This window comes from Pseudomonas sp. OVF7, assembly GCF_030644265.1.
GTDB classification, from domain to species: domain Bacteria; phylum Pseudomonadota; class Gammaproteobacteria; order Pseudomonadales; family Pseudomonadaceae; genus Aquipseudomonas; species Aquipseudomonas gorinensis.
In genome coordinates this window covers 2,900,573-2,918,121 of the sequence record NZ_CP128996.1, presented here as the reverse complement: position 1 = coordinate 2,918,121, position 17,549 = coordinate 2,900,573, and the positions used below count along the sequence as shown (strand labels likewise).

Below are 17,549 nucleotides of genomic sequence, written 5' to 3'. Positions count from 1 at the left end.
TGTACAAAACCCTATAACTTCGTTCGGAAAGGATGTTTCTTATGAAGCGCTTGTTCTGTTTGGCTGCGATTGCGGCCGTAGTGGTGGGACACTCTTTTTCGGCGCAGGCCGCCGGCCTTGAGTTTGGCCTGGGGGCCACCAGTGATTCGACGCTGACCTATCGATTGGGGCTGACGTCGAATTGGGACAAGAGCTGGATGCAGAGCGATGTGGGTCGCCTGACCGGCTACTGGAGCGGCGCTTATACCTACTGGGAAGGTGATGAGCGTGCAGGTGCGAGCAGCCTGTCGTTCTCGCCAGTGTTTGTGTATGAATTCGCCGGGCAGTCGGTAAAACCCTACGTCGAGGCCGGGATCGGGGTGGCGGTATTCTCCCGCACACGCCTGGAAGACAACAACATTGGCCAGGCCTTCCAGTTCGAAGACCGTCTGGGCTTTGGTTTGCGCTTTACCGGCGGGCATGAGGTGGGCATTCGTGCCACTCACTATTCCAACGCCGGGATCAGCAACCACAACGACGGCGTAGAAAGCTACTCGCTGCACTACACGATGCCGCTGTAATTTCAGAACCCTGCAAAACCTGTGGGAGGGGCAAGCCCTGATACCAGTCCGTTAAGGCTTTTTTGTAGGAGCGAGGGGGACGCCTAGTTCCAACAGAAGGCGATGTACGCTTAACTGGCAGGCATTAGGGGAAGCCCCCTCCCATATTGAGCGTTTCTTCGGCTTGGGATCAGCGATACGCCGTCGTAATCCCTTCACGCTCGACCAGGCACTCCGGCGCACCCATCTCGAACTCCCGGCAAATCAGCGGCCGACGCTCGTAAATCGTGCACATCATCGTGTCGCGATCCAGCGCCGCGCACCAGCCATCATCCAGGCGCAGCATCACCTCGCCGCCCCAGTCATCGGTATCGATATAGCGCTGCGGTACGCCGGTGTCGGTGATCAGCATGACCTCCAGCTGACAGCAGCAGGCCGCGCACGTTGAGCACGTCACGGTGGGTTCGGCGATTTGGGTATGCGGGATGTTGGTCATAGGCGCGCAGTGTAAGGCAAGTGGGTGACACAGGTGTGAAAGGGCTGACAGACGTCAGCGTGCCAGCCGGTGCAAGCCGACGAACACCGCCGCCCAAAGCAGCGCCAGCCCCGCCATGGTTGGCCACAATGCGTAGCCAAACTGCACGCCCGCCAATTGGCTCCCTGCGTAATACGAGAATGGCCCGCCGAAGGCTCCCAGCACAGCTGCACGCCACCAGGGCCGGGCGCTCCAGGCCAGGCAATGGCGCAAGGTGGTTGCCAGCGTCGCCCACAGCAGGATCAACCACAACGGAATCAGCGGCCCCGGCTCGTTGAACTGAAAAACGCCGAGGTTGCGCAGCAGCGTATCCAGCACCGTACCCACCAGCGTCACGCGGATGATCAGCGCAGCATCCTCGGCCCACGAACTTATCCACAGCAGGTGGACTGCCAGCACCGCCACCCCCACCAGCAGCCAGGGGCTGTCGCCTCCGAGTACGCAGGCAAGCCAGCTGCACTGGAACAGCGCGGCATTGGCGACGGTTTTAAGCACTGAACCGCCCGAGCAGGGGGGGCGTGATGGCCGAGGGCTTGGCCAGCAGTAACTGTGCGGTGCCGATGGTGCGCTCCATAAAGCCGCCTTCGCAGTAGCACAGATAGAATTCCCACAAGCGCAGGAAGTATTCGTCGTAGCCCAATTCTGTCAGGCGGCCATGGGCGCGGCGAAAGTTCTCATGCCACAGGCGCAGGGTTCGCGCGTAATGCAGGCCGAAATCTTCCATGTGCAGCAGGTTCATATCGGTGTTGCGGCTGACGATATGCAGCATGTTTTGCACGCTGGGCAGGGCGCCGCCGGGGAAGATATAGCGCTGGATAAAGTCGACGCTGTTCTTGGCCTGCTCGAAACGCTGTTCGCGAATGGTGATGGCTTGCAGCAACATCAGGCCGTCACTCTTGAGCAGGTGTGCGCATTGCTTGAAGTAGGTCGGCAGGAAGCGATGGCCCACCGCTTCGATCATTTCGATGGACACCAGCTTGTCGTATTGGCCGGTCAGGTCGCGGTAGTCCTGCAGCAACAGCGTCACCTGGTCCTGCAAGCCCAGGGCCTGGATGCGTTTTTCGGTGTAGGCGAATTGCTCCTTGGACAAGGTCGTGGTGGTGACCTTGCAGCCGTAATGCTGTGCGGCATACAAGGCCATGCTGCCCCAACCGGTGCCGATTTCCAGCAGATGATCGCTGGGCTTGAGCGCCAGTTTCTGGCAGATGCGCGCAAGCTTGTTCAGTTGCGCCTGTTCCAGGGTGTCATCGGCCGTGAGGAACTGCGCCGCCGAATACATCATGGTCGGGTCGAGGAACTCTTCGAACAGGTCGTTGCCCAGGTCATAGTGGGCGGCGATGTTTTTCTGCGAGCCTTTGCGCGTATTGCGGTTGAGCCAGTGCACACCTTGGGTGAACGGCCGCGCCAACTTGGCCAGGCCACCTTCCAGTGCATCGAGTACTTCCAGGTTGCTGACCATCACGCGTACCACGGCGGTCAGGTCTGGGCTGCTCCAGTAGCCATGGATAAACGCCTCGCCCGCGCCGATGGAACCGTTGGCCGCCACCAGGCCCCATACCGCCGAGTCGAGGATCTGGATTTCCCCGAGCAGGTGCGCTTCCCGTGCGCCGAAGACCTGGCGTTCGCCGTCCTCGATGATCACCAGTTGGCCATGGCGCAATTGACTGAGCTGGCGCAGCACGCCCTTGCGCAACAGCGCACTGGTCAGGCCGTTGATGTTCAGGCGGCTGGATTTGACCGATAAGCTAGGGGATTTCATGGCGGCGATCCTTGGTATAACCGACTGCTGTGCGAGAGGCGCCATCGGCGGCCTGATGGGAAAAAATCGGTATGCGCTTGAGTAACAGGCGCAGGGCCTGCCAGTAGATGGCCAGGCAGGTCTTCGCGGTCATCCACGGAAAACGCCACAGGTAACGGTGCAGGCTGGTGCGACTCAGTGCCTCTCTTTGCAGGCTCAAGGTCGCGTCGAAGATTTTTTGCGAGCCCTGCCAATCGGCCATGTGCACGCCAAGCCTGGCGGCGGGTGGGCTGAAGCTCATGCGGTATTCCAGGTTGCGCGGCAGGAACGGCGAGACATGAAACGCCTTGGCCACGGCGAAATGCTGGTGCTCGCCGGCGGCGAGGGCCTGGGCCGGGAGCACATAGTGATAGCGCTCGCGCCATGGGGTGTTGGTCACTTCACACAGGATCGCCGCCAATTGTCCGTCGGCTTCGAAGCAGTAGAAGAAACTCACCGGATTAAAAGCCAGGCCCCAACTGCGGGCCTGGGTCAGCAGGCAGATAGCGCCCTGGGGTGCACGCCCCAGGGCCTTGCCGACTTCCTGGCGCACGGCATCGCTCAAGCTCATGCCGTGGCGTGTGAATTCACGCAGGTAATCCTGCTGGCGAAAGCCGAAGGGCGCCAGGCGACGCGTGCCGGCCAGGGGCGAAAGCCCAAGCACTTCGTCTTCTTCGCTCAGGTCCAGGTACAGCAGGCCGATGCGGTAGCGAAAGGCGTGGGCCTTGGGCGCGAACCGGCGATGGGCGATCCAGCCGCTGTACAGGGCACTGTTCACAGGGTTTCTCCAAACGCCTTGCCCACGCGCAATGCGCTGACCACGCCGTCTTCATGGAAACCATTGGCCCAATAGGCGCCGCAATAATAGGTGTGCTGCGCGCCGTTCAATTCTTCCCAGCGCGCTTGGGCGGCCACCGCTGCCAGGCTGTATTGCGGGTGGGCGTAGGTGTAGCGGGCGAGGATCTTCAGTGGGTTGATCATCGGCGTCTGGTTGAGGCTGACGCAAAACGTGGTGGTGCTGTCGATGCCTTGCAGGATGTTCATGTCATAGGTGACTGCCGCCTGGGTCTGCGCGTTGCCGGTCAGCCGGTAGTTCCAGCTGGCCCAGGCCAATTCGCGATCGGGCAGCAAGCGGGTGTCGGTGTGCAGTACCACGTCGTTGTCGGCGTAGGGCAGGGCGCCGAGGATTTGCTGCTCGGCCTGGCTGGGATCACCGAGCAGCGCCAGCGCCTGGTCGCTGTGGCAGGCGAACACCACCTTGTCGAAGGCTTCGGTACCGGCGGCGCTGTGGATGATCGCGCCCTCTGCGTTACGTTCCACCCGGCGCACCGGGCAATTGAGGCGGATCTGTTCACGAAAGCTTTGCGTCAGCGGTTCGATATAGCGGCTGGAACCGCCCTCGATCACACACCATTGCGGGCGGTTGTTCACTGATAACAAGCCGTGGTTCTTGAAGAACCTTACGAAGAACTGCAAAGGGAATCCGAGCATGTCGGCCAGGGACATCGACCAGATCGCCGCGCCCATCGGCACGATGTAATGCTGGATAAACCGCGGGCCGTAGCCGCCGGCGGTGAGGTAGTCGCCCAAGGTCATGTCGGCGTTGATGCGTTGTGCTTGCAGGTCCAGCGGTGCTTGGCGATTGAAGCGCAGGATATCGCGCAACATGCCCCAGAACCCCGGCGACAGGATATTGCGTCGCTGGGCAAACAGGCTGTTGAGGTTGTTGCCGTTGTACTCGAAATTCGCGCTCTGGTCGCACACCGAAAAACTCATCTCGGTGGGTTTGAATGTCACGCCGATCTGCCCCAGCAGACGCATGAAGTTGGGGTAGGTCCAGTCGTTGAACACGATAAAGCCCGTGTCCACCGCATAACGTTTGCCCTCGACGGTGACGTTGACCGTGTGGGTATGCCCGCCGATGCGATCGCCCGCTTCGAACAGCGTGATGTCGTGGCGACGGCTGAGCAGGTAGGCGCTGGTCAGCCCGGCGATACCGCTGCCGATAATGGCGATTTTCACAGCTCGTCCTTTTTCGGCGGAGGGCTGCGCAGCATGCGTTTACCGATGATCAGTTGCGCGCGATCTGGCAGTTTCGACAGCGGCCAGAGCGTGGCGATGAACAGCGCCGGGAAGGCGATTTCCAGGGGGCGCTTGTCCAGTTTGGCAAAGATATGCCGCGCGGCCTTGTCCGCCGACCAGCTCAGGGGCATCGGAAAGTCGTTGCGCGCGGTCAGCGGCGTGTCGACAAACCCAGGGCTGATCACGGTGACGTCGATATTTTCCGGTGACAGGCTGACGCGCAGGGATTCGAACAGGTAACGCAGGCCGGCCTTGGACGCCCCGTAGGCCTCGGCGCGGGGCATGGGCAGGTAGGTCACGGCACTGGCGACGCCCACCAGGTGCGGCGTGCGCCCGGCGCGCAGCAGGGGCAGTGCGGCTTCGATGCAGTAGCTGCTGGCGAGCAGGTTGGTGCGCACCACATGCTCGACAATCGACGAGTCGAACTGCTGTGCGTCCACGTATTCGCAGGTGCCGGCATTGAGGATCACCGTGTCCAGCGAACCCCAGGTCGCGCTGATGCGTTCGCCGATTTCACGCACGGTCTGACTGTTGGTCAGGTCGCCCGCCACGATCAGCACCTGGCCGGGAAAGCGCTGGGCCAGGGCCTCCAGCGGCCCCTTGGAGCGCGAGCTGAGTGCCACGTGGGCGCCGCTGTTGAGCAGCTCCACGGCGAGGGAAGCGCCGATGCCACTGCTGGCGCCGGTCAGCCAATATCGACGGGGCGGTGTAAGGCTCATCCCATTCTCCTTTTCAGCCAACGGACCACACGGCCGATAATCGGCAAGTGTTCATAAAGCAGCGCGCCCGCATCGAAATAGTCACGATGGCGGTACACCTTGTTCTCGCGCCACATGAGGTGCGAGCAGCCTTCCACCCGGATCACCTTGCCATCGGCCAGGCGCGGGTGGCAAAAACTCATTTTCCAGCGCAGGTAGCCTTCACCGTCGGCCACCTCGTCGACGCCCTGGAAGTCAAAGCGCAGTTGGCTGATGTTGCCGTACAGCTCGGCAAAGTAACGGTGCAGCGCCGGCAGCCCTTGCACGTCGTGCAGCGGGTCAGTGAAGGCGATGTCCTTGCTGTACAGGCTGTCGAGCAACTGCAGGTTGTGCTTGTCCAGCGTGGCAAAGGCCTGGGCGAAACGGCGCAGGAAGTCACTCATGCTCGGCTCCGACTGCCTGGCGCGATGGCAGGCTGCGGAAAGCCGCCAAGGCGCGTTCGCGCGATTGCTTGAGGTCGACGATGGCGCGGGGGTAATCGGCCACGCCGAACAAGCCGCCGACGGCTGCGGGGTTGTGCACTTCCTTTTTATTCAGTGCCGCCAGCTGCGGTAGCCAGTGCTTGATAAAGACGCCTTCGCTGTCGAATTTTTCCGACTGGCTCAGCGGGCTGAAAATCCGGAAGTAGGGTGCCGAATCGGTACCGGTGGACGAACTCCACTGCCAGCCGCCGTTGTTGGCCGCCAGGTCGCCGTCGATCAGGTGGCGCATGAAGAAGCGCTCACCTTCGCGCCAGTCGATCAGCAGGTTCTTGGTCAAGAACATCGCCACCACCATGCGCAGGCGGTTATGCATCCAGCCGGTCTCCAGCAGTTGGCGCATGGCGGCATCGATGATCGGCAGGCCGGTACGCGCTTGCTGCCAGGCGGCGAGATCCTGGGGCGCATCGCGCCAGGCCAGCGCTTCGGTTTCGGGGCGGAAAGCGCGGTGGCGCGACACCCGGGGGTAGCCCACCAGAATGTGTTTGTAGAACTCCCGCCAGAGCAATTCATTGATCCACGTGATCGCGCCGATGTCGCCGCTTTCGAATTCGCCCTGGTTGGTTTGCAGCGCGGCGTGCAGGCATTGGCGCGGCGACACCACGCCGGCCGCGAGGTACGCGGAGAGCTGGCTGGTGCCGGGTTTGGCCGGGAAGTCACGCTCATCCTTGTAGTCGCTGATCTGCTGGTCGGCGAAGGCGTCGAGGCGGCGGCGGGCCTCGTCTTCGCCGGCGGGCCATAGCGCGCGCAGTGTCTCGCTCGGTGGTTCGAACCCTTCGACCTGGTGAGGGACTGGGTCGCTCTTGAGCTTGAGTGCGGCTTGGGCCTTGGGCGTCGCCACTAACCGGGGTAAAGCAGTGTGCAGGCGGCTGTAGCACACCTTGCGGAACTGGCTGAACACCTGGAAGTAGGTGCCAGTCTTGGTCAGTACGCTGCCCGGTTGGAAAAGCAGTTGGTCCAGGTAGCTGTGGAAGGCCACGCCATCGGCGTCCAGGGCCTGGGCGACGGCCGCGTCGCGACGGCTTTCATGGATGCCGTATTCCTCGTTGACGTGCACCGACGTCACCGACAATTCCCGGCACAGTTGCCTCAGCACGGCAGGCGCCTGGTCCCAGGTCTCGGCGTGGCGGATCAGCAACGGAATGTTCAGCGCACCCAGCGCCTGGCTCAAGTGCTGCAGGTTGCGCAGCCAGAAGTCGACTTTGCAGGGCGCGTCATCGTGGGCCAGCCATTGCTGCGGGGTGATCAGGTACACGGCGGCCACCGGGCCCCGCTGGCTCGCGGCGGCCAGGGCGGTGTTGTCGTGCAGGCGCAAGTCGGTGCGCAGCCAGGTCAAATGCATTTAAAGAAGTCCACGCTGGATCAGACGCTGGTGGGCCGACAATGGGTCTTCGGCCACGAACAATTCCGGGGTGTCGCCGATTAATACGGCCAGCTCCGTTTGGTGGATGCATACCGTGGGTCCGACGATCAGTTTTGGGCAACTGACGCCGCCCAAAAGTTTTTCGAATGCCGACCAGTGGAGGGCTTTGCTCGAATAGAGCAACACGGCACGCGGTTGCAGGTGTTCCACCGCCAGGGACAGTTCGCCGGCGGGCAGGGGCCAGTCGAACACCTCCACCGGGCAGTCGGCGCTGCTGGCCAGCCAGGCGCTTAGCCACACATGCGGTTCCAGGGGCAGGTCGGAATGGTTGATCAGCAGCAGTGGCGCGCCATGCAACTGGCGGTTGTTGTGATAGATGCGCGCGCCAAACTTGCTGCGCAGCCAGGACAGGAAAAACACCCGCTCCATCTGCGCGCCAAACTGGCCCTGCCAGCGTTGTTCCAGTTCATTGAGCAGCGGTAGCAGCAATTGCTCGCACAGGGTGCGCGGCGGGTACAGCGCCATGGCCTGGTTAAAGGCGTCGTCTACGCGGCGTTCGGCCAGTTCGCTGATGGCCTTCACCAGGTTCTGGCGCAGGGAATGCCATTCGTTTTCGACCGCCTCGGGGCTGACCTGGGCTGAGTCGATCAGGGTTTTCACCTGGCTGACGGGCACGCCACGGTTGAGCCAGGTAAGGATCGTGTGGATGCGTTGGACATGCTCGGCGCTGAACAACCGGTGCCCCTTGGGCGTGCGTTGCGGCACGATCAGGCCGTAACGGCGTTCCCAGGCGCGCAGGGTGACGGCGTTGACGCCGGTCTGGCGCGCCACTTCGCGGATCGGCAGCCAACCGTTCTCCAGGGCTTGGGCGATATCTTCGCCAGGTTCGTCGAGCAGGACGGCTTTGATGACACTGTTCATGGGTTAGATCGCATTACGCAGGCTGAGATTTTCCGGGTGCGGCTGCAAGTAGGCCTGCTGCGCGATGTAGCGATCCGGATGGAGGCGAAAGTGATGCTTGAGCAGCGTCAACGGCACCACCAGTGGCACGATGCCTTGGCGGTACTGGCCGATGACGGTCTGCATTTCCTGTTTGTCATCGGCACTGATGACCTGCTTGAGGTAACCGCTGATGTGTTGCAGCACATTGGTGTGGCTGCCGCGGGTGGCGCACTTTTTCAGGCCGGTCATCAGGTCACTGAAGTAGCAGGCCGCCAATTCGTCGAGGTTGGCATCCTTGGACATGCTGCCGAGCCGGTGGCCCAGGCTTTTGTAATGCATCAAGCTGTGGGCCATCAGCAAATACTTGTAGCGCGAGTGAAAGGCGAGCAAGCGGTGGCGGGTCAGGCCCTCGGCCAGCAGTCGTTGCCAGCTGGCGTAGACGAAGACGCGCGCCAGGAAGTTTTCCCGCAGGACCGGGTCATTCAGGCGGCCATCTTCTTCCACGGGCAGGTTCGGGTGGCGAGCGCAAAACGCCTGGGCGTAGATGCCGCGGCCGCCGCCGTCCACCGGTGCGCCGTTCTCGCGGTACACCTTGACCCGCTCCAGGCCGCACGAGGGCGACTTCTGCATAAAGATGTAGCCGCACAGGTCAGTGTGTTCGGCGGCCATTTTCCGGCCGTATGCGTCAAGCGGCGCAGTGACGTTCAGTTCGCGGTGCACCGTGCCAACGGCCTGTGGCTGTTCGGCATCGCCCACCAGGCGAATGGTTTCACGGGGAATGCCCAGGCCGATCGCCACTTCCGGGCACAGCGGCACGAAGTCGAAATACTCGGCGAGCACCTCGCTGCACAGATGGGATTGTTTGTGGCCGCCATTGAAGCGTACGGTCTCGCCCAGCAGGCAGGCACTGATGCCAATTTTCGGCTTGAAGGACGGGGTAGTGGGCATGGCCAAACCTCTGCAAAATTCCTGTACAAGGTGTAGAACCTGTACAACTAAATCTCATCATAGGTTTGGCGCTGTACAAGTCAAATTATTTGTACAAGTATTTTTGCGCAGGCTATTTCCAGCCGATGTGCCAATTCTCGGCGTTTTGCAGGGTTTGCCAGGCGAGGCGCTCTGTACGCCGGGTCATCACGGCTTGCAACTCGATGTCCAGCACGGTGCCTTCGTCGTCGCGAAACAGTTCAGTGACGAGGAAGTGCTTTTCCTTGTTGCGCGGGCTTGCTGCTGTCCATTTCGACAGCAGCAATTTGGCAGGATTGACGCGGTTCATCGCAGGTGCTCGATCAAGCGTCGCGCGGCTTCCTGGCCGCTGAGCCAGGCACCTTCCACCCGGCCTGATAGGCACCAGTCACCACACACGTACAAGCCCAGGTCGGCGTCGGCCAGTACGCCGAACTCATGGGCGCTGGACGGTCGTGCGTAGAGCCAACGGTGCGCCAGGCTGAAGGAAGGCGCGGGCATGGCGCTGTGCAGCAGTTCGGCGAAGGCGCCGTGCAGGTGTTCGATCACCGCTTCCTTGGACAGGTCCAGGTGCGCCCTGCTCCAGGCGCTGGTGGCGTGTAATACCCAGGTGTCGAGGGTGGCGTCGCGCCCCGGTTTGCTGCGGTTGCGTGCCAGCCAGTCGAGCGGGCTGTCCTGCACGAAGCAGCCTTCCATCGGCGTATCCAGGGGTTTGTCGAAGGCCAGGGCGATGGCCCAGGTCGGGTCCATTTTCACGCTGGCAGCGACACCCGCCAGCTTGGGCGCGGCGGCCAGCAGGGCGGTGGCTTGGGGGGCGGGCGTGGCGATGATCACGTGGCTGAACGGCCCATGATTGCCGCCGTCGGCATCCAGCAGGTTCCAGTGGTGCTTGCCTTGGAATACCTCGGTGATCCGGCAACCGAACTCCACCGGCAGGTCGTCGAGCAGCGCGCGGGTGATGGCGCTCATGCGCGGTGTGCCGACCCAGCGGGTCTGTTCATCGGGGGAGGGCGTGAGCTGGCCGGATTTGAAGTTATACAGCTGCGGTGTCCACTGCTCGGCCCAGCCGTTGCTTTGCCAGCGCTGCACTTCGTTGACGAAGCGTCGGTCGCGGGCGGTGAAATACTGTGCGCCCATATCCAACGCGCCGGCATCGCTGCGCTGGCTGGACATGCGGCCACCACTGCCGCGGCTTTTATCGAAGAGTTGTACAACGTGCCCGGCGTCTCGTAACGCTCGGGCGGCGGAGAGACCGGCGATGCCGGTACCGATGATCGCGATGGGGACAGTCATGGGAGGCCTCGTTTTACCGTTGGGTACAGACTACGCCGACACCAATAGCTGTACAATATTGTTTTTTGGTATAAGTTTTGGCGTACCTGATCGTTTGGCGTGGCCTATGGTTAAGACTGAGGCTAAACCCGTCTGCTTAAACCAATGTCACGCCCGATTACAAATTGATCCCTGCTTATAAAATAGACCAGTGATCGGCGGCGAACGTTACATGAGGAGCGTCCCATGCATATTTTGCTGACCGGCGGTACCGGCCTGATCGGCCGTCAACTCTGCCAACACTGGCTGGCGCAAGGTCATCACCTGACGGTGTGGAGCCGTCAACCTGCACAAGTCGCCAACGTGTGCGGCGACGCCGTGCGGGGTGTTGCCCGCTTGCAAGAGGTTATCGGCCCGGTGGACGCGGTCATTAATCTCGCCGGCGCGCCCATCGCCGATCGTCCCTGGACGCACAAACGCAAGGCATTGTTGTGGAGCAGCCGCATCAGCCTGACCGAAACCCTGCTGACATGGCTGGAAGGCCTGGCGCACAAGCCGCAGGTGTTGATTTCCGGTTCGGCCGTAGGTTGGTACGGCGATGGTGGTGAGCGCGAATTGACCGAGGCCAGTGGCCCGGTGCAGGACGATTTCCCCAGCCAGCTGTGCATCGCCTGGGAAGAAACCGCCCAGCGTGCCGAGGCGCTGGGCATTCGCGTGGTGCTGGTGCGTACCGGGCTGGTACTGGCGGCTGAGGGCGGCTTTTTGTCGCGGTTGTTGCTGCCGTTCAAACTGGCGCTGGGCGGGCCTATTGGTAATGGTCGGCAGTGGATGCCATGGGTGCACATCAAGGATCAAATCGCCCTGATTGATTTTCTTCTGCACCAGGGGGACGCCAGTGGTCCTTATAATGCCTGCGCGCCGCACCCGGTGCGTAACCGCGAGTTTGCCAAGACGTTGGGCCAGGTGCTGCACCGCCCGGCGTTCATGCCCATGCCAGCCTTCGCATTGAAGGTCGGGTTGGGGGAGTTGTCCGGTTTGTTGCTGGGCGGCCAGAAAGCTTTACCCGAGCGCCTGTTGGCCGCCGGTTTCACTTTCCAGTTCACTGAGTTGAAGGCGGCCTTGGACGACTTGTCCAGCCGCCTCTAGAGATAGGATGTTGCATGACGGATCACGCGTTGTTACTGGTCAACCTGGGGTCACCGGCGTCTACTTCGGTGGCCGATGTGCGCAGCTACCTCAATCAGTTTTTGATGGACCCTTATGTGATCGACCTGCCATGGCCGGTGCGGCGCCTGTTGGTGTCGCTGATCCTGATCAAGCGTCCTGAGCAGTCTGCCCATGCCTATGCCTCGATCTGGTGGGACGAGGGCTCGCCGCTGGTGGTGCTCAGCCGGCGCCTGCAACAGCAGATGACTGCGCAGTGGACCCAGGGTCCGGTGGAGCTGGCGATGCGCTATGGCGAGCCGTCCCTGGAAACCACCCTGACTCGCCTGGCCGCCCAGGGTATTCAGAACGTCACCCTGGCGCCGTTGTACCCGCAGTTTGCCGACAGCACCGTGACCACGGTGATCGAAGAGGCCCGGCGGGTGGTGCGCGATAAGAAGCTCAACGTGCAATTCTCGATCCTGCAACCGTTCTACGATCAGGCGGAATACCTCGACGCGCTGGCGGCCAGTGCTCGCCCTTATATAGAAGAGCACTACGATCACTTGTTGCTGAGTTTCCACGGCCTGCCCGAAGGTCATCTGAAAAAGCTCGACCCTACTGGCGCGCATTGTTTCAAGGATGCCGATTGCTGCAAGAACGCCTCGCCTGAGGTGCTTGCCACCTGCTACCGCGCGCAGTGCTTCAGCGTTGCCCGGGATTTCGCCGAACGCCTGGGCTTGCCGGATGGCAAGTGGTCGGTGGCCTTCCAGTCGCGCCTGGGCCGTGCGAAGTGGATCGAACCCTATACCGAGGCACGCCTTGAGGCGTTGGCCCAGCAAGGGGTGAAAAAGTTGCTGGTGATGTGCCCGGCGTTTGTCGCCGATTGCATCGAGACGCTGGAAGAAATCGGCGATCGCGGCAGCGAGCAGTTCCGCGAAGCGGGGGGCGAGGAGTTGGTGCTGGTGCCGTGCCTGAATGACAGCGAGCAGTGGGCGGTGGCGCTCAATACCCTGTGCGAGCGGGCGCCCGTTGCACTGTAATGTGGGAGAGGGGCAGGCCCTCATGCCAGTTAGTTAAGGAAGAACGCTGTAACTGTGGCTAGCGGGCTTTGCTGTGGCGAGCGGGCTTGCCCCGCGTTGGGCTGCGCAGCAGCCCCAGAACCAGCCGCTGAGGAGTGCCTGATACTCCGCATTCCGATTGATTGGGGCTGCTGCGCAGCCCGACGCGGGGCAAGCCCGCTCGTCACAGGTTGCTGTTTGCTTGTTCTATCTCTTAGCTGACTGGCATTAGGACAAGCTCCCTCCCACAGGCTTGATCGTGTTACAGGTTGAGGGTCAGGCTCACGGTGAAGTTGCGCGGTTCACCCGGATTGACCCAATAGCTGCTGTAGGACCGCTCGTAGTATTTCTCATCAAACAGGTTGTTCAAGTTCAGCCCCACGGTGACGTTGTCCGTGGCCTTGTAATGCGCGAGCAGGTCGACGGTGTGGTAGGCGGGCAGCTCGAAGCGGCCACCGGCTTCACCCGAGCGATCACCCACGTAGGTGAGGGCCGCACCCAGGTCTGAACCGCGCAATGCCCCATCCTGGAATTCATACACGCCCAACAGACTGCCGCTGCGCTTGGCTACGCCGAGCATGCGGCTGCCAGTCGGGATGGTTTTGTCACCCTTTGTCACTTCCGCGTCGATGTAGGCGAGGGCGCCAATCACGCGCACCGCGTCGGTCACCTGCCCGGTCACTTGCAGATCAAAGCCCTGGCTGCGTGCCTTGCCCATGGCGCGGTTGGTGTTGGTGGCCGGGTCCAGGGCCAACACGTTTTCCTTCTCGATATGAAAAGCGGCGAGGGTGGCGCTGAGGCGTTCGTCGAACAGCTCGCTCTTGATCCCCGCTTCATACCCCACACCTTCCTCCGGCTTGAAGGATTTACCGTCGATATCCAGACCGCTGTTGGGCTTGAACGACGTCGAGGCGTTGGCGAACACGCCGAGTTCAGGCGTGAGCTGATAGAGCAGGCCGGCGCGTTGGGTAAGGGCAGTGTGGGTCTGTCGGCTCTTGGTGTGGTTGCGGGTGAAGTCGTCGGTGCTTTGTTCGAAATGCTCCACGCGTGCGCCGATCATGCCGCGCAGGCGGTCGGTGAAGAGGATCTGGTCTTGCAGGTTCAGCGCCTGGCTTTTGGTCTGTTCGAAGAAGTCGGTACCGGAGCGTGCGCCGTTGGGTTTGGGCTGACCGTAGACCGGGTTGTAGAGGTCGATGGTGTAGCGGCTGCCGGCAATTGCGGTCACGCGCTCCTTCTTGCGGTAGTCCTCGTATTCGGTACCGATCAACAATTCATGCTGCCAACTGCCGATATCGAACAATCCCCGGAGCTCAAGCTGGGTAATGCTGTCATGCCAGCCCATGGAGCGTTCGCGGTAGCGGCGATCAACCGTGTGGCCGTCGGTATTCAGCGCACGGTTTTCCGATGCATCGCCCCACAGGCTCCCTTGTTTGTAGTGGCTGGCCAGGCGCAGTTTCCAGGCATCGTTGAGGTGGTGCTCAAGGGTGGCCTGGATGCGGTTGTTGTGGTTATCAATATCGCCGTCGTTGGGTTCGCCGAGGAAGGTGGAGCGCGATACGCCTGGGGCGTCGACGATGCCGCGGTCGAAGGTGGAACTGTGGCGTACGAATTCGCTTTCCACCAGCAAGCGGGTGTCCGGGTCAAGCTGCCAGCTGAATGAGGGCGCGACAAATACGCGCTTGCTCTGGACGTGATCGCGGAAGCTGTGGTTGTCCTCCACCGCCAGGTTGATCCGCGACAGCAGGTTGCCCTCGCTGTCCAGCGGCGTATTGACGTCGACAGCGGTGCGATAACGGTCCCAACTGCCGGCGCTGGTTTGCAGGGTGGTGAAGGCTTCAGGCTGAGGCTTTTTGGTGACGATATTCACAGTGCCGCCGGGATCGCCGCGACCATACAGGCTGGCGGCCGGGCCTTTGAGCACTTCGATACGTTCGATATTGGCCGCGTCCGGTGTGCTTGGGTAGCCCCGGTTGGCGCTGAAGCCGTCCTGGTAGAACTCCGAAGTGGTGAAGCCGCGCACGCTGTATTCGTAGAGCGTAAGGCCGCCAAAGTTGTTCTGCTTGGACACACCGCCGGCAAACTCCAGGGCGCGTTCCACGTTGGTGCTGCCCAGGTCCGTGAGTACCGAGGCGGGAATCACGCTGATGGACTGTGGGATGTCGCGAAGGGCGGTGTCGGTTTTGGTCGCGCTGGCCGAGCGGGTGGCACGGTAGCCTTTGACCGGGCCGGTGGCGGATTCGTAGGCGTCGGTAGTGACGCTGATGGTCTCCAGTTCAACGGTGTTTTCTTCAGCGGCGGCGGGGTCGAGCAGCAAACCCAAGGCCAGGCCAGCCAAGGGGGCAAGTTTTCGAGACGGCATGATAGAGCGTTCCAATAACGATATTGAAACAATATAACATGTCTAATGAGAATGAATTTGCTTTGAAATATGAGCTTACAGGTACCCGCGCACGGGTACCTGGCGCTGTGGTTTATTCCTCTTCTTTCACCGGCGCAGGCGGTGGGCGCAGGCCGATTTCCGCCAGCAGCTTGATCTCTTTACCGTTGCGCATCACCTGGATCGTCACCTTGTCGGTCGGCTTGATCCGCGCCACCTGGTTCATCGACTTGCGACCATCACCGGCCGGTTCGCCATTGATACTGAGGATCACGTCGCCCAATTGCAGGCCGGCTTTCTGCGCCGGGCCGTCGCGGAAGATCCCGGCGACCACGATGCCTGGGCGCCCGGTCAGGCCGAACGACTCAGCCAGTTCCTTGGTCAGCGGTTGCACTTCAATGCCCAGCCAGCCGCGAATCACCTGGCCATGCTCGATGATCGACTTCATCACTTCCATCGCCAGCTTGACCGGTATCGCAAAACCGATGCCCTGAGAGCCGCCCGACTTGGAGAAAATCGCCGTGTTGATACCGGTCAGGTTGCCGTTGGCGTCCACCAGCGCGCCGCCGGAGTTGCCCGGGTTGATCGCCGCATCGGTCTGGATAAAGTCTTCGTAGCTGTTCAGGCCCAGCTGGTTACGCCCGGTGGCGCTGATGATGCCCATGGTGACGGTCTGGCCCACGCCGAACGGGTTGCCGATGGCTAATGCCACGTCGCCCACGCGCAGGCCGTCGGAGCGTCCCAGGGTGATGGACGGCAGGTTCTTGAGGTCGATCTTCAGGACGGCCAGATCGGTTTCCGGATCGCTGCCCACCACGCGGGCCAGGGTTTCACGCCCGTCACGCAGGGCCACCACAATCTGGTCGGCGCCGGTGGTCACGTGGTTGTTGGTGAGGATGTAGCCTTCCGGGCTCATGATCACGCCCGAGCCGAGGCTGGACTCCATGCGCCGTTGCTTGGGCCCGTTGTCGCCGAAATAGCGGCGAAACTGCGGGTCTTCAAATAACGGATGCGCAGGTTTGTTGATGACTTTGGTGGTGTACAGGTTGACCACCGCGGGGGCAGCAATAACCACCGCGTCCGCGTAAGTCACCGGGCCTTGTACTACCGCGCTGGTTTGCGGGGCCTGTTGCAGGTTCACATCAAGGCTGGGCAAGCCCACCCATTCGGGGAAACGCTGAATAATCAGTATTGCGATCAGCACGCCAGCCAGTAATGGCCATCCGAAAAAACGCAGTGCCTTGAGCATCAAGTAAGTCCTGACAGGTTGCAGGGGGCGGGAGAGCGCCCATAATGTCGCGCATTATACGAGGCTGCGAGCGCCTCTGAACGGGATATTTAGGAGTCTTTTATGGCCGTTGCTTTGAGCACCCTCGTCGAGGAAGCGGACCGCTACCTTGGCAGCGCAAGAATTGCCGATTACTGCCCCAATGGCCTGCAGGTAGAGGGGCGTCCGCAAGTGATGCGCATCGTCAGCGGCGTGACCGCCAGCCAGGCATTGCTGGATGCTGCCGTCGAGGCGCAGGCCGACCTGGTGCTGGTGCACCACGGGTATTTCTGGAAGGGCGAGAACCCCTGCGTCACCGGCATGAAGCAACGCCGCCTGAAAACCCTGCTCAAGCACGACATCAGCCTGCTGGCCTATCACCTGCCGCTGGACCTGCACGCAGACGTCGGCAATAACGTGCAACTGGCGCGTCAACTGGACATCACCGTCGAAGGCCCACTGGACCCCGACAACCTCAAGATCGTCGGCCTGGTCGGTTCCCTGGCCGAACCCCTGTCGCCCCGCGATTTCGCCCGACGCGTGCAGGATGTCATGGGCCGTGAGCCCCTGTTGATCGAAGGCAGCGAGATGATCCGCCGCGTCGGTTGGTGCACGGGCGGCGGCCAGGGCTATATCGACCAGGCGATTGCCGCCGGTGTCGACTTGTTCCTGAGCGGCGAAGCCTCCGAGCAGACCTTCCACAGCGCGCGGGAAAACGACATCAGCTTTATCGCGGCCGGCCATCACGCCACCGAGCGCTATGGTGTGCAGGCGCTGGGCGATTACCTGGCGCGGCGTTTCGCCCTGGAGCACCTGTTCATCGATTGCCCCAACCCGATCTGACTAACCCCCATCAACCCGGTGGGAGGTAGGGCGATGTTCATGAGTCGGATGAGTCAAACCTGGGAGTATATTCATATACCGTTTCGATCTAGATCGCTCCCTGAATAGAAGAAGGTGCTGTGCTAGCATGCCCCGCTCGAACACG

The 17,549-nt window shown here is 61.7% G+C and carries 18 protein-coding genes; 4 read left to right on the top strand and 14 right to left on the bottom strand.

The genetic code is table 11. The annotated features are described in order from the left end of the window. The first annotated feature begins 41 nt into the window (after nucleotides 1-41). Nucleotides 42-560, top strand: coding sequence for an acyloxyacyl hydrolase (locus QU606_RS13470; RefSeq protein ID WP_024073304.1), 519 nt, complete (start codon nucleotides 42-44; stop codon nucleotides 558-560). A 169-nt stretch (nucleotides 561-729) separates the two neighbouring features. On the opposite strand, the gene QU606_RS13465 is transcribed toward QU606_RS13470, so the two are convergent. The 12 genes from QU606_RS13465 to QU606_RS13410 form a co-directional block, all read right to left on the bottom strand. Beyond that, entirely contained in the window at nucleotides 730-1,035 is a 306-nt protein-coding gene (locus QU606_RS13465) for a YkgJ family cysteine cluster protein (protein WP_024073305.1), read from the bottom strand. Nucleotides 1,036-1,089: 54 nt separating this feature from the next. Further along, nucleotides 1,090-1,569 (bottom strand): DUF2878 domain-containing protein, encoded by a 480-nt coding sequence (locus QU606_RS13460; protein WP_277379124.1) that lies wholly within the window; start codon nucleotides 1,567-1,569, stop codon nucleotides 1,090-1,092. After that, nucleotides 1,562-2,833 carry a cyclopropane-fatty-acyl-phospholipid synthase family protein gene (locus QU606_RS13455; protein WP_024073307.1) on the bottom strand — a complete coding sequence of 424 codons (1,272 nt, stop codon included), beginning with the start codon at nucleotides 2,831-2,833 and terminating at the stop codon, nucleotides 1,562-1,564. Before QU606_RS13455 ends, QU606_RS13460 begins: the two co-directional genes overlap by 8 nt. Then, entirely contained in the window at nucleotides 2,820-3,629 is an 810-nt protein-coding gene (locus QU606_RS13450; RefSeq protein ID WP_069075215.1) for a DUF1365 domain-containing protein, read from the bottom strand. The genes QU606_RS13455 and QU606_RS13450 overlap by 14 nt, the downstream gene beginning before the upstream one ends. Further along, a complete protein-coding gene (locus QU606_RS13445; protein WP_304998432.1) occupies nucleotides 3,626-4,873 on the bottom strand; it encodes an NAD(P)/FAD-dependent oxidoreductase in 1,248 nt (415 codons plus the stop codon). The genes QU606_RS13450 and QU606_RS13445 overlap by 4 nt, the downstream gene beginning before the upstream one ends. Next, nucleotides 4,870-5,652, bottom strand: coding sequence for an SDR family oxidoreductase (locus QU606_RS13440; protein ID WP_069075213.1), 783 nt, complete (start codon nucleotides 5,650-5,652; stop codon nucleotides 4,870-4,872). Before QU606_RS13440 ends, QU606_RS13445 begins: the two co-directional genes overlap by 4 nt. Beyond that, nucleotides 5,649-6,074 (bottom strand): nuclear transport factor 2 family protein, encoded by a 426-nt coding sequence (locus tag QU606_RS13435; RefSeq protein WP_024073311.1) that lies wholly within the window; start codon nucleotides 6,072-6,074, stop codon nucleotides 5,649-5,651. Before QU606_RS13435 ends, QU606_RS13440 begins: the two co-directional genes overlap by 4 nt. Next, a complete protein-coding gene (gene phrB / locus QU606_RS13430) occupies nucleotides 6,067-7,512 on the bottom strand; it encodes a deoxyribodipyrimidine photo-lyase (RefSeq protein WP_304998431.1) in 1,446 nt (481 codons plus the stop codon). Before phrB ends, QU606_RS13435 begins: the two co-directional genes overlap by 8 nt. Continuing rightward, the gene (locus QU606_RS13425) at nucleotides 7,513-8,442 is read right to left on the bottom strand and encodes a MerR family transcriptional regulator (protein WP_304998619.1); all 930 of its coding nucleotides are present in this window, start codon (nucleotides 8,440-8,442) and stop codon (nucleotides 7,513-7,515) included. A gap of 15 nt (nucleotides 8,443-8,457) precedes the next feature. After that, nucleotides 8,458-9,423 (bottom strand): DUF523 and DUF1722 domain-containing protein, encoded by a 966-nt coding sequence (locus QU606_RS13420; protein WP_024073314.1) that lies wholly within the window; start codon nucleotides 9,421-9,423, stop codon nucleotides 8,458-8,460. Nucleotides 9,424-9,535: 112 nt separating this feature from the next. Next, the gene (locus QU606_RS13415) at nucleotides 9,536-9,751 is read right to left on the bottom strand and encodes a TIGR02450 family Trp-rich protein (RefSeq protein WP_024073315.1); all 216 of its coding nucleotides are present in this window, start codon (nucleotides 9,749-9,751) and stop codon (nucleotides 9,536-9,538) included. After that, the gene (locus QU606_RS13410) at nucleotides 9,748-10,734 is read right to left on the bottom strand and encodes an NAD(P)/FAD-dependent oxidoreductase (RefSeq protein WP_069075212.1); all 987 of its coding nucleotides are present in this window, start codon (nucleotides 10,732-10,734) and stop codon (nucleotides 9,748-9,750) included. Before QU606_RS13410 ends, QU606_RS13415 begins: the two co-directional genes overlap by 4 nt. A 225-nt stretch (nucleotides 10,735-10,959) precedes the next feature. Here QU606_RS13410 and QU606_RS13405 point away from each other — a divergent pair, with 225 nt between their 5' ends. Further along, nucleotides 10,960-11,859: a TIGR01777 family oxidoreductase gene (locus tag QU606_RS13405; protein ID WP_024073317.1), complete on the top strand. Its 900-nt coding sequence runs from the start codon at nucleotides 10,960-10,962 to the stop codon at nucleotides 11,857-11,859. A 14-nt stretch (nucleotides 11,860-11,873) separates the two neighbouring features. Continuing rightward, nucleotides 11,874-12,899 (top strand): ferrochelatase, encoded by a 1,026-nt coding sequence (hemH, locus tag QU606_RS13400; RefSeq protein WP_150292368.1) that lies wholly within the window; start codon nucleotides 11,874-11,876, stop codon nucleotides 12,897-12,899. Between the two features lie 280 nt (nucleotides 12,900-13,179). Here hemH and QU606_RS13395 read toward each other — a convergent pair whose 3' ends face one another. After that, nucleotides 13,180-15,276, bottom strand: coding sequence for a TonB-dependent siderophore receptor (locus QU606_RS13395; RefSeq protein WP_277379127.1), 2,097 nt, complete (start codon nucleotides 15,274-15,276; stop codon nucleotides 13,180-13,182). Between the two features lie 112 nt (nucleotides 15,277-15,388). Then, the gene (gene algW, locus QU606_RS13390) at nucleotides 15,389-16,543 is read right to left on the bottom strand and encodes a Do family serine endopeptidase AlgW (protein WP_024073320.1); all 1,155 of its coding nucleotides are present in this window, start codon (nucleotides 16,541-16,543) and stop codon (nucleotides 15,389-15,391) included. 102 nt (nucleotides 16,544-16,645) lie between these two features. On the opposite strand from algW, the gene QU606_RS13385 reads away from it, so the two are divergent. Further along, nucleotides 16,646-17,404, top strand: a complete 759-nt coding sequence (locus QU606_RS13385) for a Nif3-like dinuclear metal center hexameric protein (RefSeq protein ID WP_024073321.1) — start codon at nucleotides 16,646-16,648, stop codon at nucleotides 17,402-17,404. Nucleotides 17,405-17,549: the final 145 nt, after the last annotated feature.

Bases quoted from the DNA above. Each gene is read 5' to 3' on its own strand.
- QU606_RS13470 (WP_024073304.1), top strand. From the start codon at position 42: ATGAAGCGCTTGTTCTGTTTGGCTGCGATTGCGGCCGTAGTGGTGGGA.
- QU606_RS13465 (WP_024073305.1), bottom strand. From the start codon at position 1,035: ATGACCAACATCCCGCATACCCAAATCGCCGAACCCACCGTGACGTGC.
- QU606_RS13455 (WP_024073307.1), bottom strand. From the start codon at position 2,833: ATGAAATCCCCTAGCTTATCGGTCAAATCCAGCCGCCTGAACATCAAC.
- QU606_RS13440 (WP_069075213.1), bottom strand. From the start codon at position 5,652: ATGAGCCTTACACCGCCCCGTCGATATTGGCTGACCGGCGCCAGCAGT.
- QU606_RS13435 (WP_024073311.1), bottom strand. From the start codon at position 6,074: ATGAGTGACTTCCTGCGCCGTTTCGCCCAGGCCTTTGCCACGCTGGAC.
- phrB (WP_304998431.1), bottom strand. From the start codon at position 7,512: ATGCATTTGACCTGGCTGCGCACCGACTTGCGCCTGCACGACAACACC.
- QU606_RS13420 (WP_024073314.1), bottom strand. From the start codon at position 9,423: ATGCCCACTACCCCGTCCTTCAAGCCGAAAATTGGCATCAGTGCCTGC.
- QU606_RS13415 (WP_024073315.1), bottom strand. From the start codon at position 9,751: ATGAACCGCGTCAATCCTGCCAAATTGCTGCTGTCGAAATGGACAGCA.
- QU606_RS13410 (WP_069075212.1), bottom strand. From the start codon at position 10,734: ATGACTGTCCCCATCGCGATCATCGGTACCGGCATCGCCGGTCTCTCC.
- QU606_RS13405 (WP_024073317.1), top strand. From the start codon at position 10,960: ATGCATATTTTGCTGACCGGCGGTACCGGCCTGATCGGCCGTCAACTC.
- hemH (WP_150292368.1), top strand. From the start codon at position 11,874: ATGACGGATCACGCGTTGTTACTGGTCAACCTGGGGTCACCGGCGTCT.
- QU606_RS13395 (WP_277379127.1), bottom strand. From the start codon at position 15,276: ATGCCGTCTCGAAAACTTGCCCCCTTGGCTGGCCTGGCCTTGGGTTTG.
- algW (WP_024073320.1), bottom strand. From the start codon at position 16,543: ATGCTCAAGGCACTGCGTTTTTTCGGATGGCCATTACTGGCTGGCGTG.
- QU606_RS13385 (WP_024073321.1), top strand. From the start codon at position 16,646: ATGGCCGTTGCTTTGAGCACCCTCGTCGAGGAAGCGGACCGCTACCTT.